Source organism: Microbacterium lemovicicum, assembly GCF_003991875.1.
Classification (GTDB): domain Bacteria; phylum Actinomycetota; class Actinomycetes; order Actinomycetales; family Microbacteriaceae; genus Microbacterium; species Microbacterium lemovicicum.
In genome coordinates this window covers 2,249,848-2,275,968 of the sequence record NZ_CP031423.1, presented here as the reverse complement: position 1 = coordinate 2,275,968, position 26,121 = coordinate 2,249,848, and the positions used below count along the sequence as shown (strand labels likewise).

The window sequence follows — 26,121 nt, the reverse complement described above, 5'->3', positions numbered from 1 at the left end:
CGGCGCGGGGTGCATCGCACGCCCACGCCGCGTTCGCCGACCAGGACGTCGACGGACTTACTTGTCGCGGCCGCAGTAGGCGTAGCCCGTGAAGCCGCCGCTGAGGCCGGCGGCCACGGAGTCGAGCTGCTCGTCGGACAGCTCACGCGGCTTGGCCGGGATGACAAGGTGAACGACGTCATCCGTGTTCTCGAGCACGACGACGCGAGCCCCCTCGGGGATGGTGACACCCTCGGTGCTGAGAGTCGCCGTCGGATCGGCGACCAGCCGAGCGTGGAAGTCTTCGTCCGACCATGCCTTGGCGATGACCTTGGCGATGTCGTTGTCGATTGATTCGCTCATTTTCTTCGATCTCCCTGTTGTCCTTCGATCGGGGTGGATGTTCCCCTGACATCCACTGTGCGGGTGGATGCCGAGACCCACCATGGATCTAGGTACTGTCCCTCCCGGTCCTCGTCGCCCAGCGTCGTCGGCTTCTCCTGCGTGCAGGACCTGGGCCCATGGTGCCCTCCCGCGCGATGTGGAACCGTACGGGGAAAGAGGGGCTGCCCTCACGAACGCGCGCGCGTTCCGACGAGGAGATGATGTGAGTACACCGATGTTCCGGGCGGGTGCGGAAAGGCACCTGTCCAGCCCCGAGCAGCTCGACACCGAGGTGCGGTTGGTGCGCCCCGCGGGCTGGATCGCCCTCGGGGCCGTGATCCTCGTGCTGGCCGCCTTCATCGCGTGGTGCTTCGTCGGCACCGTGACGACGACCTTTCCGGCGGCAGGGGTGCTGGCCACCCAGTACGGGACGGTCAACAGCGTGTCACCCCAGGACGGCTCGGTGTCGGAGGTGTTCGTCAGCGCCGGGGAGGAGGTGTCGCAGGGAGACCCGATCGCCACCGTGTCGACGGGGAGCGGAAGCCGGACCGTCGATGCGGAGGCCTCCGGCACCGTCGTGGAGCTGCTCGCGTACCCGAGCGATCCGGTCACCGCCGGCGCGACGGTGGCGACCATCCAGCCAGCCGATGAAGACCTCCGCGTCTACGCGTTCGTGCCCGTCGACGGGACCCAGCCGATCAAGCCCGGGATGCCGGTGCAGATCTCCGTGACCACCGTTCCCTCGGAGGAGTACGGCCTGCTGCGGGGCACGGTCACCCGGGTGGGAACGCACCCGGTCACCCGGGCCGGCGTGCTCGCCCTTCTCAACAACGAGGAGATCACGAACATCGTGGTCTCCGGTGTCCCGGTGTTCCAGATCGAGGTGGCGCTGACCGAGGCGGACACGGCGACGGGCTACTCCTGGACGACGGCGACCGGTCCGCAGGAGCCACTCTCGGCGGGGACGCTGGTGAACTCCACGGTCATCACCGCCTCCCAGCCCCCCATCTCCCTGCTGTTCCCATCGATCAGAGCGGCACGATGACCGCGGCGGCCACGACGTCCGCGAGGCCGAAACCCGCGGGGGCGAAGGCGCGGCGCACCGCGGTGCCGACCGTCATCCAGATGGAGGCCGCGGAGTGCGGTGTCGCCTCGCTGCGGATGGTGCTCGCCTCGTACGGCCGGTGGGTGCCGCTGGATGAGCTGCGAGAGGCGGCCGGCGTATCCCGCGACGGCGTCAAGGCGAGCAACGTGCTCAAGACCGCGCGCACCTACGGCATGACGGCGAAGGGTCTGCGTCAAGACCCGGCCGAGCTGCGCACCGGGACTCTGCCGGCGATCGTGTTCTGGAACTTCAACCACTTCGTCGTCGTCGAGGGGTACGCGCCGGGTCGATGGTTCCTGAAGGATCCCGGCGTCGGATCGCGGACGGTCACCGACGACGAGTTCGACCGGTCGTTCACGGGCGTGGTGCTGACGATGGAGCCCGGACCCGACTTCATCCGGGGCGGCATCCCTCCCCGAGTGCTGCCCGGGCTGGCGCAGCGCCTGCGTCACTCGATGGCGGGGCTGCTCTACGTCGTGCTGGCCGGGCTGGCGCTCGTGATCCCGGGACTGGCCGCGGCTGTGCTGACCAAGGCCTTCATCGACCAGGTGCTCGTCGCCGATCAGCCGGGGGCGATCGGCCCGATCCTCGGACTGCTGTTCGGGGCGGCGCTCGTGATCGGCGTGCTCACCGCCCTCCGTCAGCGGTATCTGATGGCGCTGGAGACCAAGCTGTCCTCGCACAGTTCGGGCGCGTTCCTGTGGCATCTGCTGCGGCTGCCCATCTCGTTCTACTCGGGGCGCTCGGCCGGAGAAATCTCCGGCCGCGTCCCGCGCAACGACCGGCTCGCGGTGCTGCTCTCCAGCGAGATCGCCGCGGCCCTCATCGACTCGGTCGTGGTGATCTTCTACTTCGCCGTCATGGTCGGCTACAGCCCGGGGCTCACGCTCGTGGGCATCGCCGGGGTGGTGATCAACGTGCTCGTCCTGCGCTCCGTGGGTCGCCGGCGCCGCGATGAGACCGTCCGCCTGCTGCAGGACGCCGGACTGATGCTGGGCAGCGCGATGAGCGGCATCACCTCCATCGAGTCGATCAAGGCGTCCGGGCGCGAGTCCGACCTGTTCACCCGCATCAGCGGGCTGCATGCCCGCACTGTCTCGGGAGCGCAGCGGATGGGCCGGGCCTCGCTTCCCCTCCTGGTCGTGCCGCCGTTCCTGGCCGCGCTCACCACGACCGCCGTGCTGGGCTGGGGCGGTCTCGACGTCATCACGGGAGCGATGAGCCTCGGCACCCTCATCGCCTTCCAGGTGCTGATGAACCGTGCGATCGAGCCCATCGGGCGCTTCGTCCAGCTCGGCGGGACGCTCCAGGAGATCGGCGGCGACCTCGAGCGTCTCGATGACGTCCTGGCCAACCCCGTCATCGACATCGACGACCGCGAGACGGCAGGACCGGGCATCCGTCTGTCCGGCATGATCGAGCTCCGCGATGTCACCTTCGGCTACAGCATCCTCGAGGCACCGCTCCTGAACGGCGTGAACCTGACGCTCCGGCCCGGCAGTCGCGTGGCACTGGTGGGCGGATCGGGCAGCGGGAAGTCGACGATCAGCCGTCTGGTGTCCGGCCTGCACGAGCCGTGGAGCGGGGAGATCCTCTTCGACGGGCGCCTCCGCGGCGAATGGCCTCGCGACACCATCACGTCGTCTCTGGCCCTCGTCGACCAGGACATCCGCCTGTTCAGCGGCACCGTGCGCGACAACCTCACCCTGTGGGACACGACGATCCCCACCGCGCGGGTCGTGCAGGCCGCGCACGATGCGTCGATCCACGACCAGATCGCCCGACGTCCCGACGGCTACGGCACCGCGGTGCGCGAAGGCGGAGCGAACTTCAGCGGGGGAGAGGCCCAGCGCCTGGAGATCGCCCGCGCGCTCGTGACCGAGCCGCGCATCCTGGTGCTGGACGAGGCGACCAGTGCCCTGGACCCCACCACCGAGCAGCTCATCGACGGGAACATCCGCCGCCGCGGGTGCACGACGCTCATCGTCGCGCACCGGCTCTCCACGATCCGCGACTGCGACGAGATCATCGTGCTCGACCGCGGGCGGATCGTCGAACGCGGTACGCACGACGAGATGATCGGCACGGGCGGCCCCTACAGTGCGCTCTTCGCCGCGGACGGGAGCGCGCAGGCATGAGCGAAAGCAACGCGGATGCGGCGCTCGGCGCGAATCGGCCGCTGCTGCTGACCGACACGGCACGATCGTGGGAGGTCGTGCGCGGAGTGGTGGAGGTGTTCGCGGTCGGGGGCGAGACGGATGCCCCGACCCCGCGTCTGCACCTGGGCACGGTCGCCGCCGGCGGGCGGGTCTTCGGCATCGCCGACGGGCCGGGCCGCACCGTGCGACTGCTCGCCGTGGGAGGCATCGACACCGTCGTGCGCGGTGTGCCGATGGGGCCCGACGACGCCGACGAGCGGTCCGCGTGGGTGGACGGGCTGGCGGAGGCCCTGAGCGGCGAGGACGTCGCGCCGCCGGCCCCAACGGCGGAGGTCGACCCGACGGCACGGCTGGAGGCCGCGGTCAATGCCAGGCGGGCCGAGATGGAGCGTGAGGGCGTCGCCCGCGTGCGAGCGCAGCGCAGCGCCCGGGCCACCGCGATGGCCGGTGCGCTCGACGGCATGCGGGCACTCGTGGATGACGAACCCGTGCTTCCCCTCACCGCCGAGGGAGACGATCCCCTGGATGCGGCGTTCGCCGCGGTCATCAGGGCCCACGGGCTGCCGGCGCCGGAGGTGCCGCCCGGCGTGACATCCGGCGACCGCATCACCCTCCTGGCGCGCTCCGCTCGCGTGCGCACGCGACGCGTGCGCCTCGCCGACGGCTGGTGGCGGCAGGACTCCGGCCCGATGGTCGGGTACCTCAGTGAGGGTCATCAGCCGGTGGCGCTGGTGCCTCGCGGCGCCACGCGGTACGAGCTGATCGACCCTCAGACCCGCTCGCGCACGACCGTGACCGCTGATCTCGCCGCCGCGGTCGAGGCCGATGCGGTCGTCGTGTACAGGCCGCTGCCCGAGGGTCCGCTCACGATCCCCGCGCTGCTGCGCTCGGCGCTGCTGCACACGCGCAGCGACGTGCTCTGGCTCGTCGGCTTCTCCATCGCCTCCGCGCTCGTCGCCTTGACCGTGCCGATCGTGACGGGCCGCATCGTCGGCACGGTCATCCCGGGCGCCGATGTGCCCGAGCTGGTGCAGCTGACACTGGCGCTGGCGGTGTCGGCGATCGCCGGTGCGCTGTTCCAGGTGGCCACGGCGACGGCCGTCGTGCGCACTCAGGGCCGCCTCGACGGCTACCTCGTCCCCGCCGTGTGGGGACGCCTGCTCTCCCTGCCGACCGCCTTCTTCCGCCGGTACTCGGCCGGTGATCTGGCCGTGCGCGTGCAGTCCGTCGACGCGATGGTGCGCCTCGTGGGGAGCGGGGCCGTCGTCGCCCTCCTCGGAGTGGCGACCGCCGTGTTCAGCCTCGCTCTGATCTGGGTCTACAGCACCGTCTTCGGAGTGATCGCAACACTTCTCATCGCCGCGCTGGGCGTCATCGTCTGGCTCTCCGCTCGTGCGCAGTACCGGCGGGCGCAGGCGGTGGAGCGCACGGCCGGCCAGCTCAGCGGCCTCGTTCTCGAGTTGGTGGCAGGCATCGGCAAGCTGCGGGTGGCCGGTGCTCACGAGAAGGCATTCCAGAGATGGGCCGAGCGATTCCGTGCGCGGCGGCTCGCGTGGAATGACGTGCGCCGGGCACAGAACGTTGTGACGGTGTCGATCGGAGTGTTCCCGATCCTCTCCTCACTGGTGCTGTTCGCCGTCGTCGGTCTGAGCGACTCGGACGCGATTCCAGCGGGGCAGTTCCTCGCCATCAACGCGGCGTTCGGGCAGGTCGTGGCGGCTGTCGTGTCAATCGTCATGGTCGCCACGCAACTCGTACAGTCGGCGCCCGCCATGAAGCGGATGCTCCCCGTGATCGCGGAAGTGCCCGAGGACGACGCCGGCAAAGCCGACCCCGGAGTGTTGCGCGGGGCGGTCGAATTCAGCGGGGTCACCTTCCGCTACCTGGAGGACGGTCCGGTCGTCCTGGACGACGTGTCTATCCGCATCGCGGCCGGCAGCTCCGTCGCGCTGGTCGGGCCGTCAGGTTCGGGCAAGTCCACCCTCGGGCGGCTGCTGCTCGGCTTCGAGGTGCCCGAGGAGGGTGGCGTATATCTGGACGACCAGGATCTCGCCGGGCTTGATCTCCGCGCCGTGCGGCGTCAACTCGGGGTGGTGCTGCAGTCGGTCGAGCCACTGCCGGGGACGATCCTGACGAACATCCTCGGCGATGCTGTGGACCTCACCACCGACGACGCCTGGCGTGCCGCCGAGCACGCCGGCCTCGCGGACGACGTGAGAGCCATGCCGATGGGGATGCATACGGCGATCACCGAAGGCGGCTCGACACTGTCGGGAGGACAGCGGCAGCGATTGCTGATCGCGCGAGCGCTCGCGGGCGATCCCCGCGTTCTTCTGTTCGATGAGGCCACCAGCGCGCTGGACAACGTGACGCAGTCGATCGTCGCCGACAGCCTCGCTGCTCTCACGGTGACGCGAATCGTCATCGCGCACCGCCTCAGCACGGTGCGCGACGTCGACCGCATCTACTACTTGGAGCGCGGGCGGGTGCTGGAGTCGGGCTCGTTCGAGGAGCTCATGGCTCTCGGGGGCCGATTCGCCGCGCAGGCGCAGCGTCAGCTCGCCTAAGGTCATGCAGATGAGCGAACCCACGAGCAGCGACGCCCGCATCACGCCGGCGGAGTTCCACCGAGCCGAAGGCGTGTCGGACTGGCGGGTGACGGCGACCGGTCCGCAGGCGGTGTTCGCCGCAGCATCCCTCACTCACGCGGCCTCGCTCGTCGCGTCGATCGTCGAGGCGTCCCGGCACTTCGACGTGGACCCTGACATCGACGTGCGTCCGGAGGCGATCGTCGTGCGGGTGCCCGATCGCGACTTCGGCGGCATTCCGCTGGCGGCTCCGGCGTTCGCGGCGGCCGTGTCGCGCGCGGCGGGGGAGCGGGGGCTGAGGGCGCAGCCGGCGCGGGTGCAGTCGATCGGCATCTACGTCGCCCAGCATTCCGAGGTCGATGCTCGGCCGTTCTTCCAGGCGGCGCTCGGGTACGACCCCCTGCAGGACACGGATGCCGTCGACCCGCTGCGATGCGGACCGCAGCTCGCCTTCAACCCGATCGCGGGCGACGTGCCGCGGCGGGGCAGGACGCATCTCGACGTGTTCGTCCCGGCCGATCAGGCGCAGGCGCGTGTGGCTGCGGCGCTCGCCGCTGGCGGTCGCATGGTCGACGATTCGCAGGCTCCGGCATGGTGGTCGCTGGCGTCGCCCGACAACCACGGGGTCGACATCGCGTCATGGACCGACACCGCCGACTGACCGGACCGCTGCGGGATCAGGTGACGGACGGTCGGTAATGTGCGCTCATGAGCACGGCGCAGCATCGTCCCCTCCCGCTCGGCATCTGGCTCCTGATTGGCGCCGGCGGCGGCGTGGCCGGCCTTCTCCCGTGGCTCATCACCGGTGCCCGGCTGCCGCTGCAGAACCTCGCGGAGGACCAGTCGACGATCGAGACGCCAGTCGCCCTGCTGCCGCTCAGCCAGTACTTCCTGACCACCATCGTCGCGCTGCTCGTCGTGGGCGGGGCGGCCACGGGAATCGCCCTCAGGGCGACGGCGAATCGACGCCGCCGGTTCGCCGTGCCGACGGCGGTCGGCGGACTGCTCCTCGTGCAGGCGATCGCCGTCGGTCAGTCGGCCGTCGTCACGGCTGCTCTGCTCGAGGAGTCGGCGCAGAGCCGCCTCTACCTCGCCGCGGTGCTGGCGGTCGTCGCGCTGTCGCTGCTGATGAGCCTCCTGGTCGTGCTGCTCGTCTCGCTCGCACCGACGCCCGGCGCGACCATCGCGCTGGCGATGACGGCGATCGTCGCACCGAGCTGGCTCGGCGCGCCGTTCCGCGACGTGCTGCTCCTCGGTCCGCAGGGCCTGAGCGACGTGATCCTCTTCGTCCTCCGCTGGCTGCCGGCGGTGCTCGTCGGATGCGCGATCGCGTGGTGCGGCTTCCGCACGGTGGGCCGCGTCACCACGGTCATCGTGAGCCTCGCGGCGCTGTGGATCGGGCCGGCCTTCTTCACCGGGGTGTCGAACGCGGCGGGGATGAGGGTGATGGCGGCCTATCCGGCGGAGATGGCCGAGTTCGGCATCCAGGTCTTCTTCTCGGCTCTGACGACTCCGGAGATCGTCGTCCCGCCGCTCATCGTCGCGGCCGTCATCGGGGTCGCCGGTGCGCTCGTGCTCGACACGCGACGGCGGCGAGCCGGCGCAGTCGCCGAATCAGCCTGACTACTGGTCTGGTGTTCCGGGGGTCATGGGGCGCAGTAGTAGTCCTGGAACAAGGCGGTGGCCACTCCTACATACGTCCTTTCCGGTCGGGTCCCGTCGTAGCTGCCCCAGATCTCGATGAGCGTGGTCAGGTCACTCAACAGCTCTTCCGCACCGGCGGTGGCGCTCGCCTCGTCGGAAAGGCCGTAGAGGGCATCGATGATGTCGTCGGAGTCTTCTGCGAAGAGGAGATCGACAACGGGCTGGCAGATCTCGCTCTCGCGAGTGACTCGGAACGTCGCTGCTGACCGGGTCTTGAACATCTGCCACGAGCTGCTCCGCACTGCTTCCGCAGTCTCCACGACCACCGCCTGGCGAGCGGCAGCTTCATCAGCGGCGGACCCAAGAACGACGGCGGTTCGTGCCGCCTTGTCAGCCTGCTGGCGCATCGCGCTAGCGGCCGCTCGGGCCACATCATCAGAGCCGCTGGCAACGATTCGACTGGCGCTGCAGGCTGTGAGAGTGAGTGCCGCAACGAGTGTGACGGCGAGCGTGACAGCAGATTTGTGAGAGTTCACTCTTCACCTTCTCCAGATCGGTCGCCGATTCACCTCGCTCATTCGCATGCAGAAGAGCATCTAAGCGCAGGTGTACTCCGGTGGTCACGCTGGGTCAAGCGTCCAGGCTTCTGAGCGCGCCTCGTCAGCGCTCGCACCCGACGGGCAAAGACGACGAGCCTCAGCCGTCTTCGAACCACTAAAAGGCGGGTTCAGGCGTTCGCCGCGAAGTCGGCGTCGGTCCAGACGCGGGCGACGCGGATGCCTCCGGGGACGACGGCCTCGGGGAAGCGCGCGGCGATCTCGGCGGCGCGGGCCTCGTCCGCGACATCCACCAGGTAGTAGCCCGACACGGAGTCCGCGATCGACGGCGGCGCGGCCTCGGTGAGGACGGGCTTGCCGTTGCGGCCGCGGACGACGATCTTCTGGGCGTCGGTGTCGAGGGCCTTCGAATCGACGAGCTCGCCCGATTCGTTCAGGTCGGCCTCGACGTCCCAGTAGACCTGGAACGCGGCGGCCTTCTCCTCGTCGCTCATGGCCTCGAAGAGCTCGACGATCGCGGGGCCGTTGTGGATGAGGATGACGTACTTCACGGATGCCTCCTGGGGTGGTTCGTGCGTTTCGATCCGCTGCGCTCGCTCACCGAGCAGGTGATGGTGAATACGCAAGCGGATGCCGCGCCGAGGTGCAACCCCCGTTCGCGATCGGGGCGGTCGAACCTAGCGTCGGGCCGGTGAAGAGTGCTGCGGACGTCGTGTTGACCGGTCTCGAGGCGCCGGAGGGGCCGGTGTGCCTGGCGCGACCGGGTGGCGCACGGGAATGCGGGGATGTGCAGGATGACGGATGCGGCGTGCCCGCAGCATCCGTCATTCTGCACTTCTCCGCCGTTTCGCACGCGCAGCACGATGCGACAGAGCCGTGGATGCCGCGCTCTGCCAGAGTGACAACGTGAAACTGTATTCGGACTTCGCGCCACGACGCACCCGGCAGATCGTCGCCGACGTCGTCGCGATCGCGCTCATCCTCGCGTGGGTCTGGCTCGGCGCGACCGTGTACGGCGCCATCCGGAGCCTCGAGGCGTTCGGACAGCAGATGCAGGACGCGGGCGCGGGATTCCGCGCGAACATGGACGACCTCGGTGACCGGCTGGGGTCGGTGCCGCTGCTCGGGTCGGGCATCCGTGCGCCGTTCGACGGAGCGAGCAGCGCCGGCTCGGCGCTGGAGGCGGCGGGCGTCAGCCAGCAGGAGCTCACCCAGCAGCTCGCGACCACCGTCGGCGTCGGGGTGGCGCTGCTGCCGATCCTGGTGATCCTCGCCGCGTGGCTGATCCCGCGGCTGCGGTTCGCGATCCGCGCGGGGCGCACGCAGACGCTCGTCCGCACGGGCGTCAGCCTCGACCTGCTCGCGCTGCGCGCGCTGTCGAATCAGAGGCTGCGGGCGATCGCCGCCATCAGCCCCGATGCGCTCGGCGCCTGGCAGCGCCGCGACCCCGTGGTGGTGAAGCAGCTCGCGGCGCTGGAGCTGCAGTCGTCCGGCATCCGCGTCGTGCCGTGAGGACGGGCCTCCAGGGCGCCTACGCCGTCAGTCGAGGTACACGGCCGTTGTCGCCGTGCGCCACTGATCGCTGCCGGGCTCGACCTCCCAGACGACGGTGAGGGCGGCGGTTCCGGCTTCCAGTGCGGCGGGGTCGAGGGGGAGAGTCCACGTCCTCGTCGTGCCGGACTCCTCGGACGTCGCCGGCACCGTGTCGGCCCCGAGGTAGGCGGTCAGCTCCGACGGGTAGCCGACGAGCGAGCGTCCTTCTGCTCCCGTGCGCGTGACGAGGTCGGCGAACGCGATGGAGGCAGGCCCGGCCGGGTCGTAGGGAGCGAAGTCGGACACGTCCTCGGGGCCGGTGGCCGGGTTCACCCACGCGTAGGGCGACTCCCCGGTGGCGGGCACGCCGGCCTGGTCGACCCGCAGGCCCTCGGGGCCGCTCCGCACGAGCCACGCGTCGGCGATCCGATCGCGCGTGGCCGAGACGAGGACGGAACCGGCGACCGGTCCCGGCGCCGTCGTGAACGACCCGTCTGACCCCAGGAAGCCGGCGGCAGGCTCCGGGGCGGTGATCCCTCGTCGCAGGGCGGCGATGAACTGCTCCTCCGTTCCGGTGAGCTCCTGCGACTCGGGCGTCAGGAGGGCGAACGCGTCGGCCCAGCGCTCCTGCTGAATGGCCTCGAGATACGTGGTGACGGTGGCCACGGCATCCTGATCGGACACGGTCGGCGTCGCGACCGGCGACGCGGTCGGGGAGGTGACGGGTGCCGCGGAGGGCGGGACGGAGGCGGACGTCACGGGTTCGGCGGGCGCCGTGCACCCGGCGAGCGCGAGGCCTCCGGCGAGGAGGACGGTGGGGATCAGGATTCGGCGGTGTGTCGAAGAGATCATGCATCGAGCCTAAAAAAACGGCTGTCCGGCCTCGACGAGGCTTTACAACATGCGCAACGGATGACAGGGTGCCGCCACTCGGCGATCGTCGGGGTGGCGCGATGTCACGTCGCAGAAGCCGGTGCGAACCCGGAGCCCCAGCGCAGCATCCATGAGCCGGCGTCGTCGAGCTGCTGGAAGCCGAACTGCGCGTAGAGGCCGTGGGCGTCTTCGGTGAAGAGCGCGGTGCGCTTGAGGCCGAGGGGCTCGAGGTCGTCGATGATGCCCTGCATGATGCGCTTGCCGACGCCGCGACCGCGGGCGGCGGGGTCGACGAACACGTCGGCGATCCACGCGAAGGTCGCGCCGTCGGTGATCGCCCGGGCGTAGGCGAGCTGCGCGCCGGTGGCCGCGTCGAAGACGCCGTAATTGCGGGAGCCGGCCATCGCCGCTTCGTGTGTCGCACGCGTGCGCCCGCGGGCCCAGTACGACTCCTCCGACAGCCACCGCAGCACGCGGTCGACGTCGATGGCGGCCGGGTCTGCGGAGAACACCAGGTCGTCGGTCATCCTCTGATCCCAGCGCATCCGGATGCCGCGGCGCGCGGTCCGCTCTCGATCGAGTGGCCTGCTGAGGTGCACACGCCTCACACGAGCCGCGTAGGGACGACTTTCGTCGCAGGGCTGCCGGCCGGGGCGACGGAAGTCGTCCCCAACGCGCGGGGGAGCAAGGGGGTCAGGCGATCGGCGTCGCGGTGCCCGTCACCGTGATGCCGCCGATGGCGGGAATGTCGACCTGCAGCACGCTCGGACGCCCGACGTGCGCGCCCTGCGTGATCGTGATGCGCGCCGGCGGACGCACGAGCGCGAGCGCGCGGAGATACGCGCCGACGGATGCCGCGGCCGATCCCGTCGCCGGATCCTCCGTGATCGCGCCCACCGGGAAGAGGTTGCGGGCGTCGAACTCCGCCTCCGATACGGCGAAAAGGGTGGTCACCGTGCCCGCCCAGCCCTGCTCGTCCATCAGTGCGCGCACGGCATCGGGATCGAACGTGAAGCCGTCGAAGACCGCGCGGTCGGCGAACACCACGACGGGATGCCGGTTGCCGGCGAAGGAGAGACGGGGCGGATGCTGCAGGTCGAGGTCCGCCCGCGTCACCCCGAGCAGGCGCAGCAGCCGATCGAGGACGGCGTTGTCGAGGTCGGTGACCTCGGGCTCGATGCTGGTGAAGGACGCCTCGATGCCGCGCTCGCCGTCGGCGGTGGCGATGACGACGTCGCCGACCGGAGTTTCGAAGACGAACTCGCCGGTGCCATGGCGCTCGGCGAGGGCGACCGCCGTCGCGATCGTCGCGTGTCCGCAGAAGGGGACCTCGGCGACCGGGGAGAAGTACCGGATGCGCACATGGCGGGGCGCAGCATCCGTCTCCTGAGACGTCACGAACGCGGTCTCGGAGTAGCCGACATCGGCCGCGATGGCCTGCATCTCGGCGTCGGTGAGGGCGGCGGCATCCAGCACCACCCCGGCGGGATTTCCTCCACCGGGAGCCGCGGCGAATGCGGCGTAGCGCAGGGGAGTGACGGCTCGCGATGTCATGGCTCCAGCATGCCGGGAACCGCGGCGTGACGCCTCAGCGCGCGGCGTCCTTCTGCGCGCTTGTCTCGTCGGCGACGTCTGCGAGCGACTCGTCGACCTCTTCGCGGATGGGCGTCGGGTAGACGCGGAAGCCCTTCGAGACGATGCCGAGGTACACGGCGCCGACGACGAGCCAGAGCAGGCCGAGGAGCTTCGCGGGGATGTCGATGCCGATCCACAGCACGATGTTCACCGCGATACCCGCGAGAGGGAGGACGAGGAACCGTACGACGTCCCAGCCGGCGCGTCGACGCTCGCGGATGAAGTAGTGGCTGATGACAGCGACGTTCACCATGATGAAGCCGGTGATGGCGCCGAAGCTGGTGAGGGATGCCGCGCCGAAGAGGTTGTCTGCGTAGAAGATCGCCGTCAGCGCGATCGCGGACGTGATGAGGATGTTGGTGACCGGGGTGCCGAACCGGCGCGAGAGCCGGCCGAAGACCTGCTCGGGCAGGATGCGGTCGCGTCCCATCGTGTACAGCAGCCGGGAGACGGCGGCGATGGCGGCCATCGCGGCGAGGATCGTCGCGGACTGGTCTGTCACGAAGAACACGAGCCCGAGCGCGTCGCCGCCGAGGCGCTGAAGCAGCTCGAAGATTCCCGTGTCGGGGTCGGCGAGATCGAGGTAGGCGGTCGGCCAGGCCAGCTGCAGGAAGTAGGAGATGACGGCGAAGGCGACGCCCGCGCCGAGACAGACGATGAGCACAGCGCGGGGGACGTTCTTACGCGGATCCTCCGCCTCTTCGGCGAGGGTCGAGACGGCGTCGAAGCCGAGGAACGACACCGCGAGGATGGATGCGGCCCACAGCACACCGCCGCCGTCGAACCGCGTGGCATCCAGCAGCGCCTGCGGCGCCCACAGTCCACCGGCGCCGTCGCGGTTGACCACGTAGACGACGATGAGGCCGACGAGGAACAGGCAGAACACCACCTGCAGGCTGACGACCACGACGTTGACGCGCCCGGAGATGCGCGTGCCGACGATGTTGATCGTCGCACCGACCGCGGCGGCGATGACGACCCACACCCAGATCGGGACCGCGGGAACGTACTCGTTCATGTAGACGCCGAAGAGCAGGTAGCAGATCATCGGCAGCAACAGGTAGTCCAGCAGCAGCACCCAGCCGGTGCCGAAGCCCAGCCACGGGTTCACGGACCGCTGCACGTACGTGTATGCCGACCCGGCGACCGGGTAGGCCTTCACCATCTGCGCGTAGGAGTACGCGGTGAAGAACATCGCCGTCATGGTGACGAGGTACGCGAGGGCCATCATGCCGCCGGTCGCGGAGGTGGCGATGCCGTAGTAGTTGAAGACCACCGTCGGCGCGAGGTACGCCAGCCCGAAGGCGACCAGGTGGCGGAGCTTGAGGACCCGACGGAACGAACCGTCGTGGCCGGTCGTGTCGGAGGCGTGTGCGCTCATGGGTGATCCGTCTCCGCGATCGTCGGTGATCTTCGAATAGTTTTACAACATGGATAAGCTAATTTGACCGCATGATGTTGTCAAGGACCAAGCGAGGAGGCGGTCAGTGGGACGACGCGACATGAGCGAGCAGCGGAAGCCGCAGATCATCGCCGCTGCGAAGCGCGCCATCTCGCAGTACGGCATCGACGGTGCGACGCAGGAGCGCATCGCCGAGGAAGCGGGGATGACCCGGGCGCACATCCGGCACTACCTCGGCAACCGTGACGAGCTCCTCGATGCCGTCTGGGAGGCCACCGTGGGCGATTACGTGCGGGAGGTGGAGCAGGTGACCGCCGTCACCGGTTCGCCGTCGACCGTCGGAGAGTCCTTCGAGAAGCTGCTGGCACTCTCGTTCGTGTACGAGGAGGACGACGCCGTCATCCTCGCCTTCCTGCACGAGTCCCGGGAGGACGAGCGCGTTCGCGCGCGCACGCACGCGACCTACGCCCACGTTGAGGAGCGCATCGCCCATCTGCTGCGCACCGCCGGACCCGCACTGTCCGACGCGGACATCGCGACGCGTGCGCACGCGCTCATGGCGATGTCGATGGGCGCTCTCATGCTCGACCTGCTGAACCCTCGAGCGCCGCGCGCCGAGCGGCTCATCGAGACGGCGGCATCCTTCGCTCCGGCCGTCGTGCGACAGGACTGAGGCCGCGGCGCCGCGTCAGAGCTCGCCGGACACGACCTCGCCCTCGACCATCACGGCGACGGGCCGAATGGTCCCGAGCCGGTCGACGTCGATCTCGAACGGATCGTCACTCAGGACCACCAGGTTCGCGTCCTTTCCGACCTCCAGTGATCCGACCTGGGCGTCGATGCGCAGCTGCCGCGCGGCGTCGATGGTGTGGCCTTTCAGGAGACGCTCGACCGACAGGCGTGAGCGGGCGCTGGGCCGCACGCTGCCGGGGTACCGCCCCGGGTCGAGCGGCACCTCGGGGTCGACGCGTGTGGCGGCGACCTGCATGCCGAAGAACGGATGCGCGCGGTGCAGCTCGTACCGGGTGACCACGTCGCTCGCAAAGGCGAGTGTCGCACCGCTGTCGGCGATCGCGGTGAAGTCGTACATGTGGTCCCACCGATCGCCGAGGTAGGCGCGCCCCTCCTCGCCGAAGTAGCCGCCCGACCAGTGGGTCGTCCAGTTCACGATGACGCCCAGCGCGGCGGGGCGACCCATGTCTGCGGGGTCGATGAGCTCGCAGTGCGCGAAGGTCACCTGCAGGAGCCACGGCGCGCCGTTGATCTCGGAGCGGGTCTGCGCGCGCTCCACGGCATCGCAGGCCACGCGGAACGCGCGGTCGCCGACCATGTGGATGTGCAGGTCGATGCGCTCGTGGTTCATCAGCTCCAGGCACTCGACCAGCTCGTCGGTCTCCATCTGGATGTCGCCGAGGTCGGTGCGGGAGGCGTCGTTGTCGAACGGCGCGATGACGGCGCTGTTGCCGCTCTCGTTCGTGCCGTCGAGGAAGAGTTTGAGGGTGCGGATGCGCACCCGGTCGCTGCCGTACCGCTCATCCCATCGGCGAGCCCGGGCGATCGCGCCGGGGAGGTCGGCGCGCGTGCGGAAGCGGGCGGCGGCCTCATAGCGCAGGTGCAGCCGCCCGGAGCGATCGAGGCCGGACACCGCTTCGAGCGCATCCTCGTCTTCGATCAGCGCCTCGAACAGCGCGGTCACTCCGCTCGCGCCCATCGTGTCGAGCACGTCGGCGAGGCTCTCAGTCGTCACGGCGGGCGGACGCCATCCGATCCGGTCATAGAGACGGTCGATGAAGTGCGTATACGCCATCTCGAGGATGTGGCCCGTCGGCCGGCCGTCATCGTCGCGCACGAACATCTCGAGTCCGGGCACGGGATCAGGGGTGTCCGCGGTCACTCCCAGCAGATCGATCATGCGCGAGTTGACCCAGTGCGCGTGATCGCTGAAGTCCTGCAAGAGCACCGGCCGATCGGAGATGGCCGTGTCGAGGAGCTCCTTCGTCGGCCGGCCGTCGCCGAACAGCGTGCTCGGGTAGTACTCGAAGTAGAGGAACGGCGCCTCCTCCCTCGGGTGTGCGGCGCCGTATCCACGGACGAACGCCAGGATCTCGTCGACGTCGTCGCTCTTGGGCAGCGGCACGTGCCACGCGCTGCGCGCCACCATCGAGGGGTGGGTGTGCGCGTCGATGAGACCGGGCACGACGGTGCGTCCGCCCAGATTCCTTTCCGGCAGCGAGAGCGATTCGTCCCAGTCCGCGCGCTCGCCGACGAAGGCGATCCGCCCGCCGCGGATGGCGAGCGTGTCCGCACGCGGTCGCGCGGCATCGGACGTCACGATGTGCGCGTTGGTCAGCAGGATGTCCCTCATCGGATCCCCTCGTCTTTGATTTACACAACTGTAGATCAAAGGTCGCGGGTGCGCGACGGGGCTAAACGGGCGTCGCGCCGACCTGCCGGTAGTGGCGCACGCGTTCGTCGCGCTCGATGAGCCAGCGGTCGTCGTCGGGGTAGAAGACGGCCTTCTCGGCGTCGGGCCCGGCGAAGGCGGTGATGTCGGCGAGTGAGCGCCAGCGCGAGACGGTCGTGACCTCGGTGCGGCCGTCGCCGAGGTCCCGGGTGAGGAGCCACGCGTCGAGGTTGCCGGGCGTCGCGCGGTACGCGGTCATGCCCGTGGTCTCGACGTAATGGGCGTAGTCGTCGACGTCGGCGGTGCGGACGACGCCGGTCCACATCCGCACGACGGCGGGCTGCTGAACTGCCGGCTCGGCGGGCTGCTGGTCCGCCGGCTCGGCGGGCTGCTGGTCTGCCGGCTCGAGGGGCTGCTGGTCTGCCATGACTCCAGGATGGCCCGGCGGAGGAGTGACCGCGCGCAGCTTTCCGGACACGGGGCGACGTTCGACGGACAGCCTCGTTCAGAGCGCGCGGGGGAGCTGCCAGCCGAAGGTCACCGCGAGCATGCGCAGGCTGAACGCGACGACGAAGCCGACCAGCATCGCCGTGCGGGGTCGTCGCGTGAACGACATGACGATGCCCGTCGCGAGCGCCCCCGCGAGCGCGGCCGTGCCGTAGACGCTCTCCGTGAGCACGACCGGCGTGCGCAGCAGCAGGACGTCGCGCAGCACGCCGCCGCCGGTCGCGGTGATGCCGCCGAGGATCGTCACCACCCAGAGGTTCGCGCCGCGGGAGGAGGCCTTCTCGGCACCGGTCATGGCGAAGAGCGCCAGACCGAGCGCGTCCAGGGTGATCAGCACGCCGCCGGGTATCGCATCGACCACGCCCACGACGAGGAACGCGGCAGCGGCTGCGGCGATCGCTGTGATGATGCGGCTCGGAGTGCGCAGCGCCGCGGGCGGAAGGTCTCCGAGGAGAACGTCGCGCAGCATCCCTCCCGCCAAGGCGACGACGAAGCCGACGACGAGCACGCCGAGCACGTCCAGCCCGGCGTGTACGGCGGCGGCGGCTCCTTCGATGCCGAACAGCGCGGTGGCCGCCACGTCGATGATCGTGAACGTGCGCGCCCGCAGGGAGGGGAGGGATGCCGCGGCCGCGGGCGTGTCGGCGGAGCTCACGCCGCTCACGCTACCGCTCGATTCGGTCGGTTCGGGGTCCGGGACGCTGTCGGCCGGGGGCGCAGGGATACATCCGAGGGCTGATGCGGATCATCCCCGCGCCGCATGTGCCGCGCGCCGCGGATCGCTGGACTGGAGTCATGCAGACACCGTCCCGCATCCTGGTCCTTTCCGCCGTCGTCCTCGGGGGCGCGATCGCCCTCAGCGGCTGCGCTGTCGTCGACGAGGTCGTCTACAAGCAGCGCTCGGCCGACTACGCCGACACCTCGGCGCTGTCGGACGGTGGCCAATCCGTCGCCTGGGTGCCGGGCGACGGCACGCGCATCCGCATCATCGAGTCGACGCAGGGTCCTGATAAGGCCCTCCGCGTGACGAGCCCGACCGCCCTCGACACCGCCACGTGCCGTGCCGGCGCCCGGCTCTCGGGGCCGTCGTACGCCATGGAGGGGACGCCGAACATCTACAAGATCACCGACGCGTTCATCTGCGGTGAATGGACCGTGGTGGCCACCGCCGACGGCTGGTTCGGGTGGACGCCGAACAGCGTGGAGGAGCAGGCGGCCGCTGCGGACTGACCGAGGAGTCTGGGCCTCGGGCTCTCCGTGGTCATAGAGTTTCGGCGTGACTGAGCCTCTCGATCCCGGACCCTTCTTCCACGGCACCAAGGCCGCGCTCGTGGTCGGCGACCTGCTCCTTCCCGGTCAGCGGTCGAACTACCGCGCCGAGATCGTCATGAACCACATCTACTTCACCTCGCTCATCGACGGCGCCGGCCTCGCCGCAGAGCTCGCAGTCGAGCTGGCGGGTGGCCGCGGCATCCCGCACGTCTACGAGGTCGAGCCGACGGGCGCGTTCGAGGACGATCCGAATGTGACCGACAAGAAGTTCCCGGGCAATCCGACGCGGTCGTTCCGCAGTGCGGCACCGCTGCGGATCGTGGTTGAGCGAGACGACTGGACCCGGCTGTCGCCCGAGGACCTTCAGCTGTGGCGGGAGCGATTGGTGAAGCTCGCCGGAAGCGACGCCGAGATCGTCAACTGAGGGCGGTGCGGCGGCGACGCTCGCGCCAGGCCTTCCACGCGCCCGTCGACCACAGTGCCCAGATCACCAGCACAGGCTGGAAGATCAGGCGGATGCCGCGCGCGAGGTCGGAGTCGAGACCGAACGCGTCGGTGCCCCGCACGAACTGCTCGATGTTGCCGGGGAAGATCGCGACGAAGAACGCGGCGGTGAGCCAGCCGACCGCGACCCGGTAGCGGACGAGGAAGATGAGCGCGAGTCCGAGGGCGACCTCGACGACGCCGGATGCCAGAACCGTCACATCCACCGGGAGCGGCAGCCATGCCGGAACCTGGGCGACGAACTCCTCGCGGAGGAACGTGAGGTGTCCGGTGCCGGTGAAGACGAGGGCCGCGCCGAGCAGGCAGCGGGCGATCGTGCGGGGGAGGCTCATCCCTCGAGGGTAGCTTCGCGTTCTCGGCGTGCGGTGGGGGTGCGTGCGGGTGCGTCCGTAGCGTGCGGGTGCGTGCCGGTGCGTGCGGTGCGTGCGGTTTGCGTGCCGTCCGGGAGGAGTTGTGGTGATCCGGGGGGCGGATGCTGCGGCATCCTCCTCCCGTTCGGCACATCTCCTCCAGATCGGTCAGCGTGGGGGTGGAGTGCGGGTGGGGGTGGCGTGCCAACGCGTGCCAACGCGTGCGAGTGCGGGCAGTCCGGGAGGAGGTGTGGTGATCCGGAGGGCGGATGCTGCGGCATCCTCCTCCCGTTCGGCACATCTCCTCCGGATCGGTCGGCGTGGGGGTGGCTCCCGGTACCGTGCGGGGCATGGCGGAGCGGGTCGAGGACTGGTGGGCGCGGCGGCGCTTCTCGCGCGGGCGCGACGTGCCCTATGAGATCGGCGAGTATCGCGAGGCGTGGGCGTCCTATCCGCAGCTGATCCGGCAGTACCACCCCGACCTCAACGCTGGGATCACGCTGACGCAGATCCCGCCGGCGGCCGACGTGCTGCTGCTCTGGGAGTGCGCGGCCGGGCACCGCTTCGCCGCGACGCCGACGGAGCAGCGGATGCGTCCCGGCCGGGAGCGGCGGAAGTCGGCGTGGTGCCCGGACTGCACCGCAACCGCGCGCCCCGCACCGATGAGGTGGCCGGGGGAGGTGCTCGGCGGTCTGGAGCGAGGCGGTCCAGCGCCTGGCGCTGTGCGCGACGCGGGCAGTTCAGGTGGAGCTTCGGGTGCGCGAGGTGCGGTGGGTTCGGGAGGTGCGGGTGGAGCTTCGGGTGCGCGAGGTGCGGCAGGTCCGGAAGGTGCGGCGGGTGCGGGTGGAGCGTCGGCTGCGGGAGGTCCGGCGGCTATGGGAGGTGCGGCGGGTATGGGAGATGCGGCGGCTGCGGGAAACGCGGCAGTCCGGGCCCGCCCCGCGCGGGCGCCGCGGCCGAAGAAGCCGGCGCCGGCCTTGTGTGCGAAGACCCCGCCGCTGCCGGTCGGCGAGCCGTTCGTGTCGGTGTGCGCGCCGATACCCGCGTCGGCCGTCGAGGGTCGGCTGCGTGGGGACGTCTTCGGCGCGCTGGGGGTGACGCCGGGACTGAACGCCGTCCGCACCGGCCAGCCGTTCTTCCGGCATCTCGAGGTGTGGCCCGACATCCTGCTGCCCGAGCTGCGGGTCGCGATCGAGTACGACAGCACCGGCAGGTTCGGGCTGGAGCACGTCGGCACGCGCACCGAGACCGACAGGAAGAAGGACCGGATGCTGCGCCGGGCCGGATGGGAGGTGATCCGCCTGCGCACCGGCAAGCTCGAGAAGCTCGGGCCGTACGACCTGCAGCTCGCGAGCTGGAACCGGGCGTCGATGGGGAAGCTGCTGGACGTGCTGAGGGAGGTGCGGGGGCCGCTGTTCGTGGATGCGTATCTGCTGTGAGGAGTGTGGTCGGTCGCGAGGGACGACAGGTGTCGCGGCCCGTTCCGCTCGCTCGACGGAGCAGGTGCCAGCGTGGACCGGCGGGCGGCGGGCGGCTCGCTGCGCTCGCCCGGCGGAGGGGGGTGCCAGCGTGGACCGGCCGGGCGGGACGGGCACGGGTGGCGGGCGGCGGGCGGCTCGCTGCGCTCGCCCAGCGGAGGGGGGTGCCACCGGCGATGGGTGGGAGGTCGTGGAGGACGGGACGTGGGTCCATGGTGAGGAGTGGAGCGGTCGACGACAGTGGAGGCAGGGGAACGGCGCGGTGTGCGCGAAGACCCCAGCCATTGGCGCGTCGTCGACGGGCCCGACACCCAGGAGACGTCATGCGCAGCATCCGCTCTCGCCGATCTCGCTTCGCTTCGGCGGCCGGTGCGGCGCTCGCCGCCGCACTGATGCTTTCCGCGTGCACCGCGCCGACGGCTCCGGCCGCGTCGACGAGCCCGTCGCCCACGTCCGCCCCGAGTGGGCCGGCGGTCGCCGATGGAGAAGACCTGACGCCCGACACCGGCTTCACGGCGCTCATCGCCCAGCCGACCACCACGCCGGCGCCGGTGCTCGCGAGTGACGGGAAGGTGCATCTCGCGTACGAGCTGCTGCTGACCAACGCCGCCCCGATCACCTACGCCGTCTCCACGCTCGAGGTGCTCGATCCCGACTCCGGCGACACCCTGCTCACGATCGGGCCCGACGCCATCCAGCGCTCGATCACCCGTCTCGGAGCGTCGTCGGAGGGTGTCGACGCGACCGGACCCGTCGAGATCGGATCGGCGCAGACCTGGATCGCGTGGATCGACGTGGCCGTCGACCCCGACGCCGTGCCCACGCGTCTGCAGCACCGCACGGACGGAGAGGTGGTGCGGCCGGACGGCTCAGGGCAGAGCGCTCCCTACCTCCTGACCACCGTCGCCGTCAGCGACGAGCAGGCGGCGGTGGTGGGCTCGCCCGTCGCGGCCGGCGACTGGTACATGAGCGAGGGATGCTGCAGCAATTACACCCACCACCGGAACGGCTTCCTGCCGGTGAACGGCGTCGGGCTCGCCCCTCAGCGCTTCGCGATCGACTTCTTCAAGGTCGACGAGAACGGCACGACGTGGGAGGGGGATCCGAGCCAGCTGTCGAGCTACTTCTCGTATCGCCAGCCGATCGTGGCCGCGGCATCCGGAACCGTCGTGCGGGCCGTCGACGAATTCCAGAACACGGATGCCGCACCCGAGCCGCCCACCGTCCCGCCGATCATCGAGACGGTCGGCAACCACGTGGTGGTCGAGATCGCGCCCGGCCGGTACCTGCTGTACGGACACATGGATCCCGGATCGGTGAAGGTCAAGGTGGGCGACACCGTCGAGGCCGGACAGGAGCTGGGGCTGATCGGCAGCAGCGGCAACTCGACCACGCCGCACCTGCACTTCCAGCTGCAAACCGAGCCGACGTTCTTCCCGACCGACAGCGTGCCCTACGTGTTCGACTCCTTCACACTGCTCGGGTCGGTGCCGGACCGGATCTGGGACGACGACCTGGGCTTGCAGCCGACCGGCCAGCTGCCGTTCGACAAGATCGACCCGAGCGACCGGACGAACGAGCTGCCCCTGGACCGCACGGTGGTGCGGCTGGGGTGAGGGGCGGAGGAGCGGGGCGGAGCGTCGGGGGGCGCTTCGCCTCGCTTCGCCCGCTCGGCGAGCGGGAACCGGCCGAGGCAACCGAGAACCGGCCGACGCATGTAGACTAGATCCCGATAGGCGGATTTCTCATCCGTCTCGCCCCGGCCGCGTGGTAACGGTCGGGGCTTTTTCGTGCCCGCGGCGGGTCAGGCGCTGCTCGGCGGGCCCTCGCGGCGGTCACGACGCGCGGTCAGCTCACGTCGGAGCTGGAAGCCGCCGGCGACCATCAGCACGAGCCCGAGGGCGATGCTGACGATGCGCACCCAGAAGTCCGCATCCGGCAGGAAGATCACGGGCGCGGCGAAGACGAAGGTGGCGCCGACGAAGTACCAGACCGAGATCTGGGACTCGCTCTTCGGCGATGGCGTGGGTGGAGATGGGGTCACGGGTCTCTCCCTTCCCGTTCGACGCTACGCACACCTCATCCGCGACGCCTCCGTCGCGAGGGGGATCTCCGTCAGGAACGACCGGCGAGAGGCCAGCCGGTGTACGCCTCGGCGAGGTAGGTCTTGCCGGCCTCGGACTCCACCACGCTGCGCAGCTCGCCGATCTGGCGGAGGCGGTCGAACTCCGACGCGCCGGGGGCGACGTGGAGCATCGAGGTCATCCACCAGGAGAAGTGCTGCGCCTTCCAGATGCGCTGCAGTGCGGTCTCGGGGAAGGCCTGCACGAGCCGGTCGTCGCCCTCGAGCAAGAGCGCACGCAGCGCCGCCGTGAGGACGACGACGTCGGCGATCGCCAGGTTCATGCCCTTGGCGCCGGTCGGCGGCACGGTGTGCGCGGCGTCGCCGATGAGGGCGACGCGGCCCTCGAGCACCTTGTGGGCGACGAAGCTCCGGAAGCGCAGGATGTCGCGCTGGAAGATCGTGCCCTGCTTCAGCTCCGTTCCGGGCACGCGCTTCTGCAGCTCGTCCCACAGCTGCGCCTCGCTGTAGCGCTCGGTGTTGTCGTCGACGTCGCACTGGAAGTACATGCGCTGCACGGTGGCGCTGCGCTGGCTGATGAGGGCGAAACCCTCGTCGGAGCGGCTGTAGATGAGCTCCTCGGAGCTTGGCGGCGCCTCGCAGAGGATGCCGAACCATGCGAAGGGGTACTCGCGGAAGTAGCCGCCGGTGGAGGAGCCGGTGACGGCGGCGCGGGCGACGCTGCGCGATCCGTCCGCACCGACGACGAAGTCGGCCTCGATCACGAGCTCCTCGCCGTCGGGCCCGGTGGCGATGACGCGCGGATGGTCGGTCGTCGCATCCTCCACGCGCTCCGCTGTGACGCCGAGGCGGAGGTCCTGGCCGCCGGCGATGCGGGCCGCGACGAGGTCCTTGAGCACCTCGTGCTGCGGATAGAGCCAGACGGCGCGGCCGACGAGCGACGGGAAGTCGATGCGGTGGCCTTCGCCCTCGAAGCGCAGCTCGATGCCGTCGTGACGGTTGCCGACGGTCAGCACACGGTCGGAGGCGCCCGAGTCGACGAGCAGATCCACGGTGCCCTGCTCGAGGATGCCGGCGCGGATGGTCGTCTCGATCTCCTCACGCGACCGCTGGTCGATGACGACCGACTCGATGCCGTCGGCGGCGAGGAGGTGCGAGAGGAGCAGGCCGGCGGGGCCGGCACCGATGATCGCGACGCGGGTGCGGACGTGGGTGGTCATGTCGTCTCCTTCGACGGGGCCGGGATGCGGCTCAGTCTGGAACGTCCGCTCCGGTCGTGGCCGAGGCATCCCATTCATCGGGAACCGGGATCACAGCGCGCGCTCGATGTCGCGGGCGGCGCGGTGGAGCGCGGCCAGCGCGGACTCGGTCGGCGCATCGCGGGGGAGGACGACCGAGAGCGCGGCGACGACCGCTCCGGCCGCGTTGCGGACGGGCACGGCGAGGCCTGTGGAGACGTCTTCGATGTACCCCGGCGCGACCACGTGCCCCTGCAGGCGGATCTCGCCTAGCGTCCGACGCAGCGTCGCCGGATCGGTGATCGTCGCGGGGGTGAGGGGGATCAGCCGCCCACTCAGCACGCGGTCGCGCACCTCGGGGTCGGCGTACGCGAGCAGCACGAGTCCGGATGACGACGCGTTGAGGGGCAGGCGGCCGGCGACGCGCGTGATGTTCGTGACGGCGTCGGGGTGGCTGAGGCGCTCGAGGAAGAGGGCCTCGTCCTGCTCGAGGATCGCGAGCTGGGTGTGCTCGCCCACCCGCGCCTGGATGCGCTCCATGAAAGGCAGCGCGACCTGGCGCAGCCGCAGCGCGCCCGATGATCGGGTCGCGAGCTCCCACAGCCGCATGCCGACACGGATGCCGCGGCTCTCGTCCCGCTCGAGCAGCCCGGCATCGACCAGCTCGGCCACGATGCGGTGCGCCGACGAGCTGGGAAGACCCGCCCGGCGGCCGATCTCGGCCGACGTCTGCACCGTGCGGGTCGGGGTGAAGGTCTCCAGCACGCGCACGAGGCGGTCGGTCATCGAGTCGCCGGAGGGGGAGTTCGCCATGGTGTCATCCTGGCACCGGATGCCGCAGCATCCCATTCATCGGCATGCCCGTTGTAACGGCCGGATCGTCCGCGCGGAACGTACGCGCCACCGCCCATCAGCGCCTTCCGGCTCAAGAGAGAGTGAGGGCCGGGGCCGGATCAGGGCATTAGAAGGTGAGACGGAAACAAAACCCGTTATGTGCACATCACGTGGACTTATGACGGAAAGTGACGCAAAGCGATAACCTGAGAGCGGCGACAGCGGCTTCCCGCACGACGACCGTGCTCCCGGGGAGTGATCGCCCGATCGAAGGAATAGCACTGATGCTGCTCGAACGTGACCTCATCCAATCCGTCGGTTTCCGCAACGTCCGGGAGGGCGGTGAGATCACGGGATTCCAGTTCCGTGTGCGTATGCCGTCCTATCGCGGCATGGCGGCGAGCCTGATCGATGGGATCGGGGTGAGCATCCCGGGGATCGTCGACGTCGAGCCCGACGTGCCGCTGTGGACCCTCCAGGGCGAGACGCACACGCTCGCCGAGCTGTGGGAGAGCGACGACCTGCGGTGGCCGCTGGAGGATGCTGCGATCATCACGGTGCCCCTTGCGGGCGGCCTGCCCGACGGCATCCATGAGCTGTCGATCGACCTGCGCCTGCGGATGTCGTACATCCCGGTGGAGCATCAGCCCAGCCGCTACCAGGTCACCAAGAACGTCACCCTCGCACCCGAGGCATCCGGCGCGCCCTTCAAGTACGGGGTGTCGCTGTACAGCTTCATGTCCGACTACGGCACCGTGCTCGACCTCGAGACGGCGATGGCCGGCATCGCCGACCTCGGCGCGACGGGGATCGAGATCCTCGGCGAAGGCCACGTGCCCAACTACCCCGACCCGTCGCAGGAGTGGGTCGACGAGTGGTTCCGGCTCCTCGACCAGTACGGCCTCGAGCCGACGAACTACGGGTCGTGGATCGACTCCCGCCTGCATTCCAGCGGGGTGAACGGCCGCGACATGACCGTCGCCGAAGGCACCGCCGCGCTGCAGCGCGACCTGCGGCTCGCGAAGCGGCTCGGGTTCCGGTTCGTGCGTCCCAAGATCGGCGTCGTGACCAGCGACCTCGTGCCGCACCCGATCTGGACCGAGGTCGTCGAAGCATCCCTGCCCCTCGCGGAGGAGCTGGACGTGATCATCTGCCCCGAGATCCATTCCCCCACCCCGATCAAGCACGAAGTCGTGGACGAGTACGTCGAATTCATCAAGCGGACGGGCACGAAGCACTTCGGGATCCTGCTGGACACCGGCATCTTCCAGGACCGCCCCATCCCCCTGAAGCCGGGGGAGCTGCCCGGCCGTCGCCCCGCGTTCCTGGACGGCATCGGCGTGGACCCGGCCGATGTGTTCGACATCATCGAGCACGTCGTATTCATCCAGGCCAAGTTCCACGACATCGACGACCAGCTCGAAGACCAGCAGATCCCGTGGGAACCCGTCCTCCGCGCACTGAAGGACGCCGGCTACACCGGGTACCTCTCCAGCGAGTACGAAGGCGAACGCGAGCCCTGGCGCTCCATCGAGCAGGTCCGCCGCCAGCACTCGCTCATGCGCCAGACCGCCGACAAGCTCTGAGACGGG

26 protein-coding genes and 1 pseudogene are annotated in these 26,121 nt (G+C 70.0%); 13 read left to right on the top strand and 14 right to left on the bottom strand.

From position 1 onward, the window contains the following. Positions 1 to 57 precede the first annotated feature (57 nt). Positions 58 to 342: an NHLP leader peptide family RiPP precursor gene (locus CVS47_RS10690; RefSeq protein WP_127096067.1), complete on the bottom strand. Its 285-nt coding sequence runs from the start codon at positions 340 to 342 to the stop codon at positions 58 to 60. A gap of 244 nt (positions 343 to 586) precedes the next feature. On the opposite strand from CVS47_RS10690, the gene CVS47_RS10685 reads away from it, so the two are divergent. The 5 genes from CVS47_RS10685 (at position 587) to CVS47_RS10665 (ending at position 7,838) form a co-directional block, all read left to right on the top strand. Beyond that, positions 587 to 1,408 carry a biotin/lipoyl-containing protein gene (locus CVS47_RS10685; protein WP_164734635.1) on the top strand — a complete coding sequence of 274 codons (822 nt, stop codon included), beginning with the start codon at positions 587 to 589 and terminating at the stop codon, positions 1,406 to 1,408. 62 nt (positions 1,409 to 1,470) lie between these two features. Further along, positions 1,471 to 3,606, top strand: a complete 2,136-nt coding sequence (locus CVS47_RS10680; RefSeq protein ID WP_206502597.1) for an NHLP family bacteriocin export ABC transporter peptidase/permease/ATPase subunit — start codon at positions 1,471 to 1,473, stop codon at positions 3,604 to 3,606. Continuing rightward, a complete protein-coding gene (locus CVS47_RS10675) occupies positions 3,603 to 6,194 on the top strand; it encodes an NHLP bacteriocin export ABC transporter permease/ATPase subunit (protein ID WP_127096064.1) in 2,592 nt (863 codons plus the stop codon). Before CVS47_RS10680 ends, CVS47_RS10675 begins: the two co-directional genes overlap by 4 nt. 10 nt (positions 6,195 to 6,204) lie before the next feature. Then, on the top strand, positions 6,205 to 6,876 hold the full coding sequence (locus CVS47_RS10670; RefSeq protein WP_127096063.1) for a VOC family protein: 672 nt from the start codon (positions 6,205 to 6,207) through the stop codon (positions 6,874 to 6,876). A 47-nt stretch (positions 6,877 to 6,923) separates the two neighbouring features. After that, positions 6,924 to 7,838 carry a hypothetical protein gene (locus CVS47_RS10665; protein WP_127096062.1) on the top strand — a complete coding sequence of 305 codons (915 nt, stop codon included), beginning with the start codon at positions 6,924 to 6,926 and terminating at the stop codon, positions 7,836 to 7,838. A gap of 23 nt (positions 7,839 to 7,861) precedes the next feature. Here the strand turns inward: CVS47_RS10665 and CVS47_RS10660 are convergent, their stop codons facing one another. Both CVS47_RS10660 and CVS47_RS10655 read right to left on the bottom strand, forming a co-directional pair. Then, positions 7,862 to 8,395 carry a hypothetical protein gene (locus tag CVS47_RS10660; protein WP_164734634.1) on the bottom strand — a complete coding sequence of 178 codons (534 nt, stop codon included), beginning with the start codon at positions 8,393 to 8,395 and terminating at the stop codon, positions 7,862 to 7,864. Positions 8,396 to 8,586: 191 nt separating this feature from the next. Continuing rightward, positions 8,587 to 8,967, bottom strand: a complete 381-nt coding sequence (locus CVS47_RS10655; protein ID WP_164734633.1) for a YciI family protein — start codon at positions 8,965 to 8,967, stop codon at positions 8,587 to 8,589. A gap of 355 nt (positions 8,968 to 9,322) precedes the next feature. Between CVS47_RS10655 and CVS47_RS10650 the strand changes: the two genes are divergently transcribed. Beyond that, positions 9,323 to 9,928 (top strand): hypothetical protein, encoded by a 606-nt coding sequence (locus CVS47_RS10650; RefSeq protein ID WP_127096059.1) that lies wholly within the window; start codon positions 9,323 to 9,325, stop codon positions 9,926 to 9,928. A 27-nt stretch (positions 9,929 to 9,955) separates the two neighbouring features. Here CVS47_RS10650 and CVS47_RS10645 read toward each other — a convergent pair whose 3' ends face one another. From CVS47_RS10645 to CVS47_RS10630, 4 genes are all read right to left on the bottom strand, one after another. Continuing rightward, on the bottom strand, positions 9,956 to 10,801 hold the full coding sequence (locus tag CVS47_RS10645; RefSeq protein ID WP_127096058.1) for a hypothetical protein: 846 nt from the start codon (positions 10,799 to 10,801) through the stop codon (positions 9,956 to 9,958). Between the two features lie 104 nt (positions 10,802 to 10,905). Further along, positions 10,906 to 11,349, bottom strand: a complete 444-nt coding sequence (locus CVS47_RS10640) for a GNAT family N-acetyltransferase (RefSeq protein WP_127096057.1) — start codon at positions 11,347 to 11,349, stop codon at positions 10,906 to 10,908. Positions 11,350 to 11,515: 166 nt separating this feature from the next. Further along, positions 11,516 to 12,376, bottom strand: a complete 861-nt coding sequence (locus CVS47_RS10635) for a PhzF family phenazine biosynthesis protein (protein WP_127096056.1) — start codon at positions 12,374 to 12,376, stop codon at positions 11,516 to 11,518. A 34-nt stretch (positions 12,377 to 12,410) separates the two neighbouring features. Further along, positions 12,411 to 13,838, bottom strand: a complete 1,428-nt coding sequence (locus CVS47_RS10630; protein ID WP_127096055.1) for an APC family permease — start codon at positions 13,836 to 13,838, stop codon at positions 12,411 to 12,413. A gap of 121 nt (positions 13,839 to 13,959) precedes the next feature. Here CVS47_RS10630 and CVS47_RS10625 point away from each other — a divergent pair, with 121 nt between their 5' ends. Beyond that, entirely contained in the window at positions 13,960 to 14,532 is a 573-nt protein-coding gene (locus tag CVS47_RS10625; RefSeq protein ID WP_127096054.1) for a TetR/AcrR family transcriptional regulator, read from the top strand. Positions 14,533 to 14,547: 15 nt separating this feature from the next. Here the strand turns inward: CVS47_RS10625 and CVS47_RS10620 are convergent, their stop codons facing one another. The 3 genes from CVS47_RS10620 to CVS47_RS10610 all read right to left on the bottom strand — a co-directional run bounded on the left by CVS47_RS10620 (position 14,548) and on the right by CVS47_RS10610 (position 17,425). Then, complete coding sequence (locus tag CVS47_RS10620; protein WP_127096053.1) at positions 14,548 to 16,224, bottom strand: amidohydrolase; 1,677 nt, start codon at positions 16,222 to 16,224, stop codon at positions 14,548 to 14,550. A gap of 61 nt (positions 16,225 to 16,285) precedes the next feature. Continuing rightward, positions 16,286 to 16,690, bottom strand: coding sequence for a hypothetical protein (locus CVS47_RS10615; RefSeq protein ID WP_241240116.1), 405 nt, complete (start codon positions 16,688 to 16,690; stop codon positions 16,286 to 16,288). Between the two features lie 78 nt (positions 16,691 to 16,768). Beyond that, the gene (locus CVS47_RS10610) at positions 16,769 to 17,425 is read right to left on the bottom strand and encodes a trimeric intracellular cation channel family protein (protein ID WP_127096052.1); all 657 of its coding nucleotides are present in this window, start codon (positions 17,423 to 17,425) and stop codon (positions 16,769 to 16,771) included. A 140-nt stretch (positions 17,426 to 17,565) separates the two neighbouring features. On the opposite strand from CVS47_RS10610, the gene CVS47_RS10605 reads away from it, so the two are divergent. Both CVS47_RS10605 and arr read left to right on the top strand, forming a co-directional pair. Then, positions 17,566 to 18,000, top strand: a complete 435-nt coding sequence (locus tag CVS47_RS10605) for a hypothetical protein (protein WP_127096051.1) — start codon at positions 17,566 to 17,568, stop codon at positions 17,998 to 18,000. A 46-nt stretch (positions 18,001 to 18,046) separates the two neighbouring features. Beyond that, a complete protein-coding gene (gene arr, locus CVS47_RS10600; protein WP_127096050.1) occupies positions 18,047 to 18,466 on the top strand; it encodes an NAD(+)--rifampin ADP-ribosyltransferase in 420 nt (139 codons plus the stop codon). Here the strand turns inward: arr and CVS47_RS10595 are convergent. Next, entirely contained in the window at positions 18,459 to 18,878 is a 420-nt protein-coding gene (locus tag CVS47_RS10595; protein WP_127096049.1) for a DoxX family protein, read from the bottom strand. The two genes, arr and CVS47_RS10595, sit on opposite strands and share 8 nt — an antisense overlap. 287 nt (positions 18,879 to 19,165) lie before the next feature. Between CVS47_RS10595 and CVS47_RS17060 the strand changes: the two are divergent. The 3 genes and pseudogenes from CVS47_RS17060 to CVS47_RS17015 form a co-directional block, all read left to right on the top strand. Continuing rightward, positions 19,166 to 19,525, top strand: a pseudogene (locus tag CVS47_RS17060) (zinc-ribbon domain-containing protein); the annotation flags it as partial. 348 nt (positions 19,526 to 19,873) lie between these two features. After that, positions 19,874 to 20,335 (top strand): hypothetical protein, encoded by a 462-nt coding sequence (locus CVS47_RS17055; protein ID WP_378790620.1) that lies wholly within the window; start codon positions 19,874 to 19,876, stop codon positions 20,333 to 20,335. A gap of 362 nt (positions 20,336 to 20,697) precedes the next feature. Continuing rightward, positions 20,698 to 21,990 carry a M23 family metallopeptidase gene (locus tag CVS47_RS17015; RefSeq protein ID WP_164734632.1) on the top strand — a complete coding sequence of 431 codons (1,293 nt, stop codon included), beginning with the start codon at positions 20,698 to 20,700 and terminating at the stop codon, positions 21,988 to 21,990. A gap of 188 nt (positions 21,991 to 22,178) precedes the next feature. Here CVS47_RS17015 and CVS47_RS10580 read toward each other — a convergent pair whose 3' ends face one another. The 3 genes from CVS47_RS10580 to CVS47_RS10570 form a co-directional block, all read right to left on the bottom strand. Next, positions 22,179 to 22,418 (bottom strand): hypothetical protein, encoded by a 240-nt coding sequence (locus tag CVS47_RS10580; RefSeq protein WP_127096046.1) that lies wholly within the window; start codon positions 22,416 to 22,418, stop codon positions 22,179 to 22,181. Positions 22,419 to 22,489: 71 nt separating this feature from the next. Next, positions 22,490 to 23,677 (bottom strand): 4-hydroxybenzoate 3-monooxygenase, encoded by a 1,188-nt coding sequence (locus CVS47_RS10575; protein ID WP_127096045.1) that lies wholly within the window; start codon positions 23,675 to 23,677, stop codon positions 22,490 to 22,492. Positions 23,678 to 23,767: 90 nt separating this feature from the next. Beyond that, positions 23,768 to 24,508: an IclR family transcriptional regulator gene (locus tag CVS47_RS10570; protein WP_127096044.1), complete on the bottom strand. Its 741-nt coding sequence runs from the start codon at positions 24,506 to 24,508 to the stop codon at positions 23,768 to 23,770. Between the two features lie 305 nt (positions 24,509 to 24,813). Here CVS47_RS10570 and CVS47_RS10565 point away from each other — a divergent pair, with 305 nt between their 5' ends. Continuing rightward, complete coding sequence (locus CVS47_RS10565; RefSeq protein ID WP_127096043.1) at positions 24,814 to 26,115, top strand: C-glycoside deglycosidase beta subunit domain-containing protein; 1,302 nt, start codon at positions 24,814 to 24,816, stop codon at positions 26,113 to 26,115. The last annotated feature ends 6 nt before the right edge of the window (positions 26,116 to 26,121 follow it).

What these genes read in the sequence shown, in the direction of transcription:
- CVS47_RS10690 (WP_127096067.1), bottom strand. Translation starts at nt 342, where the DNA reads ATGAGCGAATCAATCGACAACGACATCGCCAAGGTCATCGCCAAGGCA.
- CVS47_RS10675 (WP_127096064.1), top strand. Translation starts at nt 3,603, where the DNA reads ATGAGCGAAAGCAACGCGGATGCGGCGCTCGGCGCGAATCGGCCGCTG.
- CVS47_RS10670 (WP_127096063.1), top strand. Translation starts at nt 6,205, where the DNA reads ATGAGCGAACCCACGAGCAGCGACGCCCGCATCACGCCGGCGGAGTTC.
- CVS47_RS10665 (WP_127096062.1), top strand. Translation starts at nt 6,924, where the DNA reads ATGAGCACGGCGCAGCATCGTCCCCTCCCGCTCGGCATCTGGCTCCTG.
- CVS47_RS10645 (WP_127096058.1), bottom strand. Translation starts at nt 10,801, where the DNA reads ATGATCTCTTCGACACACCGCCGAATCCTGATCCCCACCGTCCTCCTC.
- CVS47_RS10640 (WP_127096057.1), bottom strand. Translation starts at nt 11,349, where the DNA reads ATGACCGACGACCTGGTGTTCTCCGCAGACCCGGCCGCCATCGACGTC.
- CVS47_RS10635 (WP_127096056.1), bottom strand. Translation starts at nt 12,376, where the DNA reads ATGACATCGCGAGCCGTCACTCCCCTGCGCTACGCCGCATTCGCCGCG.
- CVS47_RS10630 (WP_127096055.1), bottom strand. Translation starts at nt 13,838, where the DNA reads ATGAGCGCACACGCCTCCGACACGACCGGCCACGACGGTTCGTTCCGT.
- CVS47_RS10625 (WP_127096054.1), top strand. Translation starts at nt 13,960, where the DNA reads ATGAGCGAGCAGCGGAAGCCGCAGATCATCGCCGCTGCGAAGCGCGCC.
- CVS47_RS10620 (WP_127096053.1), bottom strand. Translation starts at nt 16,224, where the DNA reads ATGAGGGACATCCTGCTGACCAACGCGCACATCGTGACGTCCGATGCC.
- CVS47_RS10615 (WP_241240116.1), bottom strand. Translation starts at nt 16,690, where the DNA reads ATGGCAGACCAGCAGCCCCTCGAGCCGGCAGACCAGCAGCCCGCCGAG.
- CVS47_RS10605 (WP_127096051.1), top strand. Translation starts at nt 17,566, where the DNA reads ATGCAGACACCGTCCCGCATCCTGGTCCTTTCCGCCGTCGTCCTCGGG.
- CVS47_RS10595 (WP_127096049.1), bottom strand. Translation starts at nt 18,878, where the DNA reads ATGAGCCTCCCCCGCACGATCGCCCGCTGCCTGCTCGGCGCGGCCCTC.
- CVS47_RS17015 (WP_164734632.1), top strand. Translation starts at nt 20,698, where the DNA reads ATGCGCAGCATCCGCTCTCGCCGATCTCGCTTCGCTTCGGCGGCCGGT.
- CVS47_RS10575 (WP_127096045.1), bottom strand. Translation starts at nt 23,677, where the DNA reads ATGACCACCCACGTCCGCACCCGCGTCGCGATCATCGGTGCCGGCCCC.
- CVS47_RS10570 (WP_127096044.1), bottom strand. Translation starts at nt 24,508, where the DNA reads ATGGCGAACTCCCCCTCCGGCGACTCGATGACCGACCGCCTCGTGCGC.
- CVS47_RS10565 (WP_127096043.1), top strand. Translation starts at nt 24,814, where the DNA reads ATGCTGCTCGAACGTGACCTCATCCAATCCGTCGGTTTCCGCAACGTC.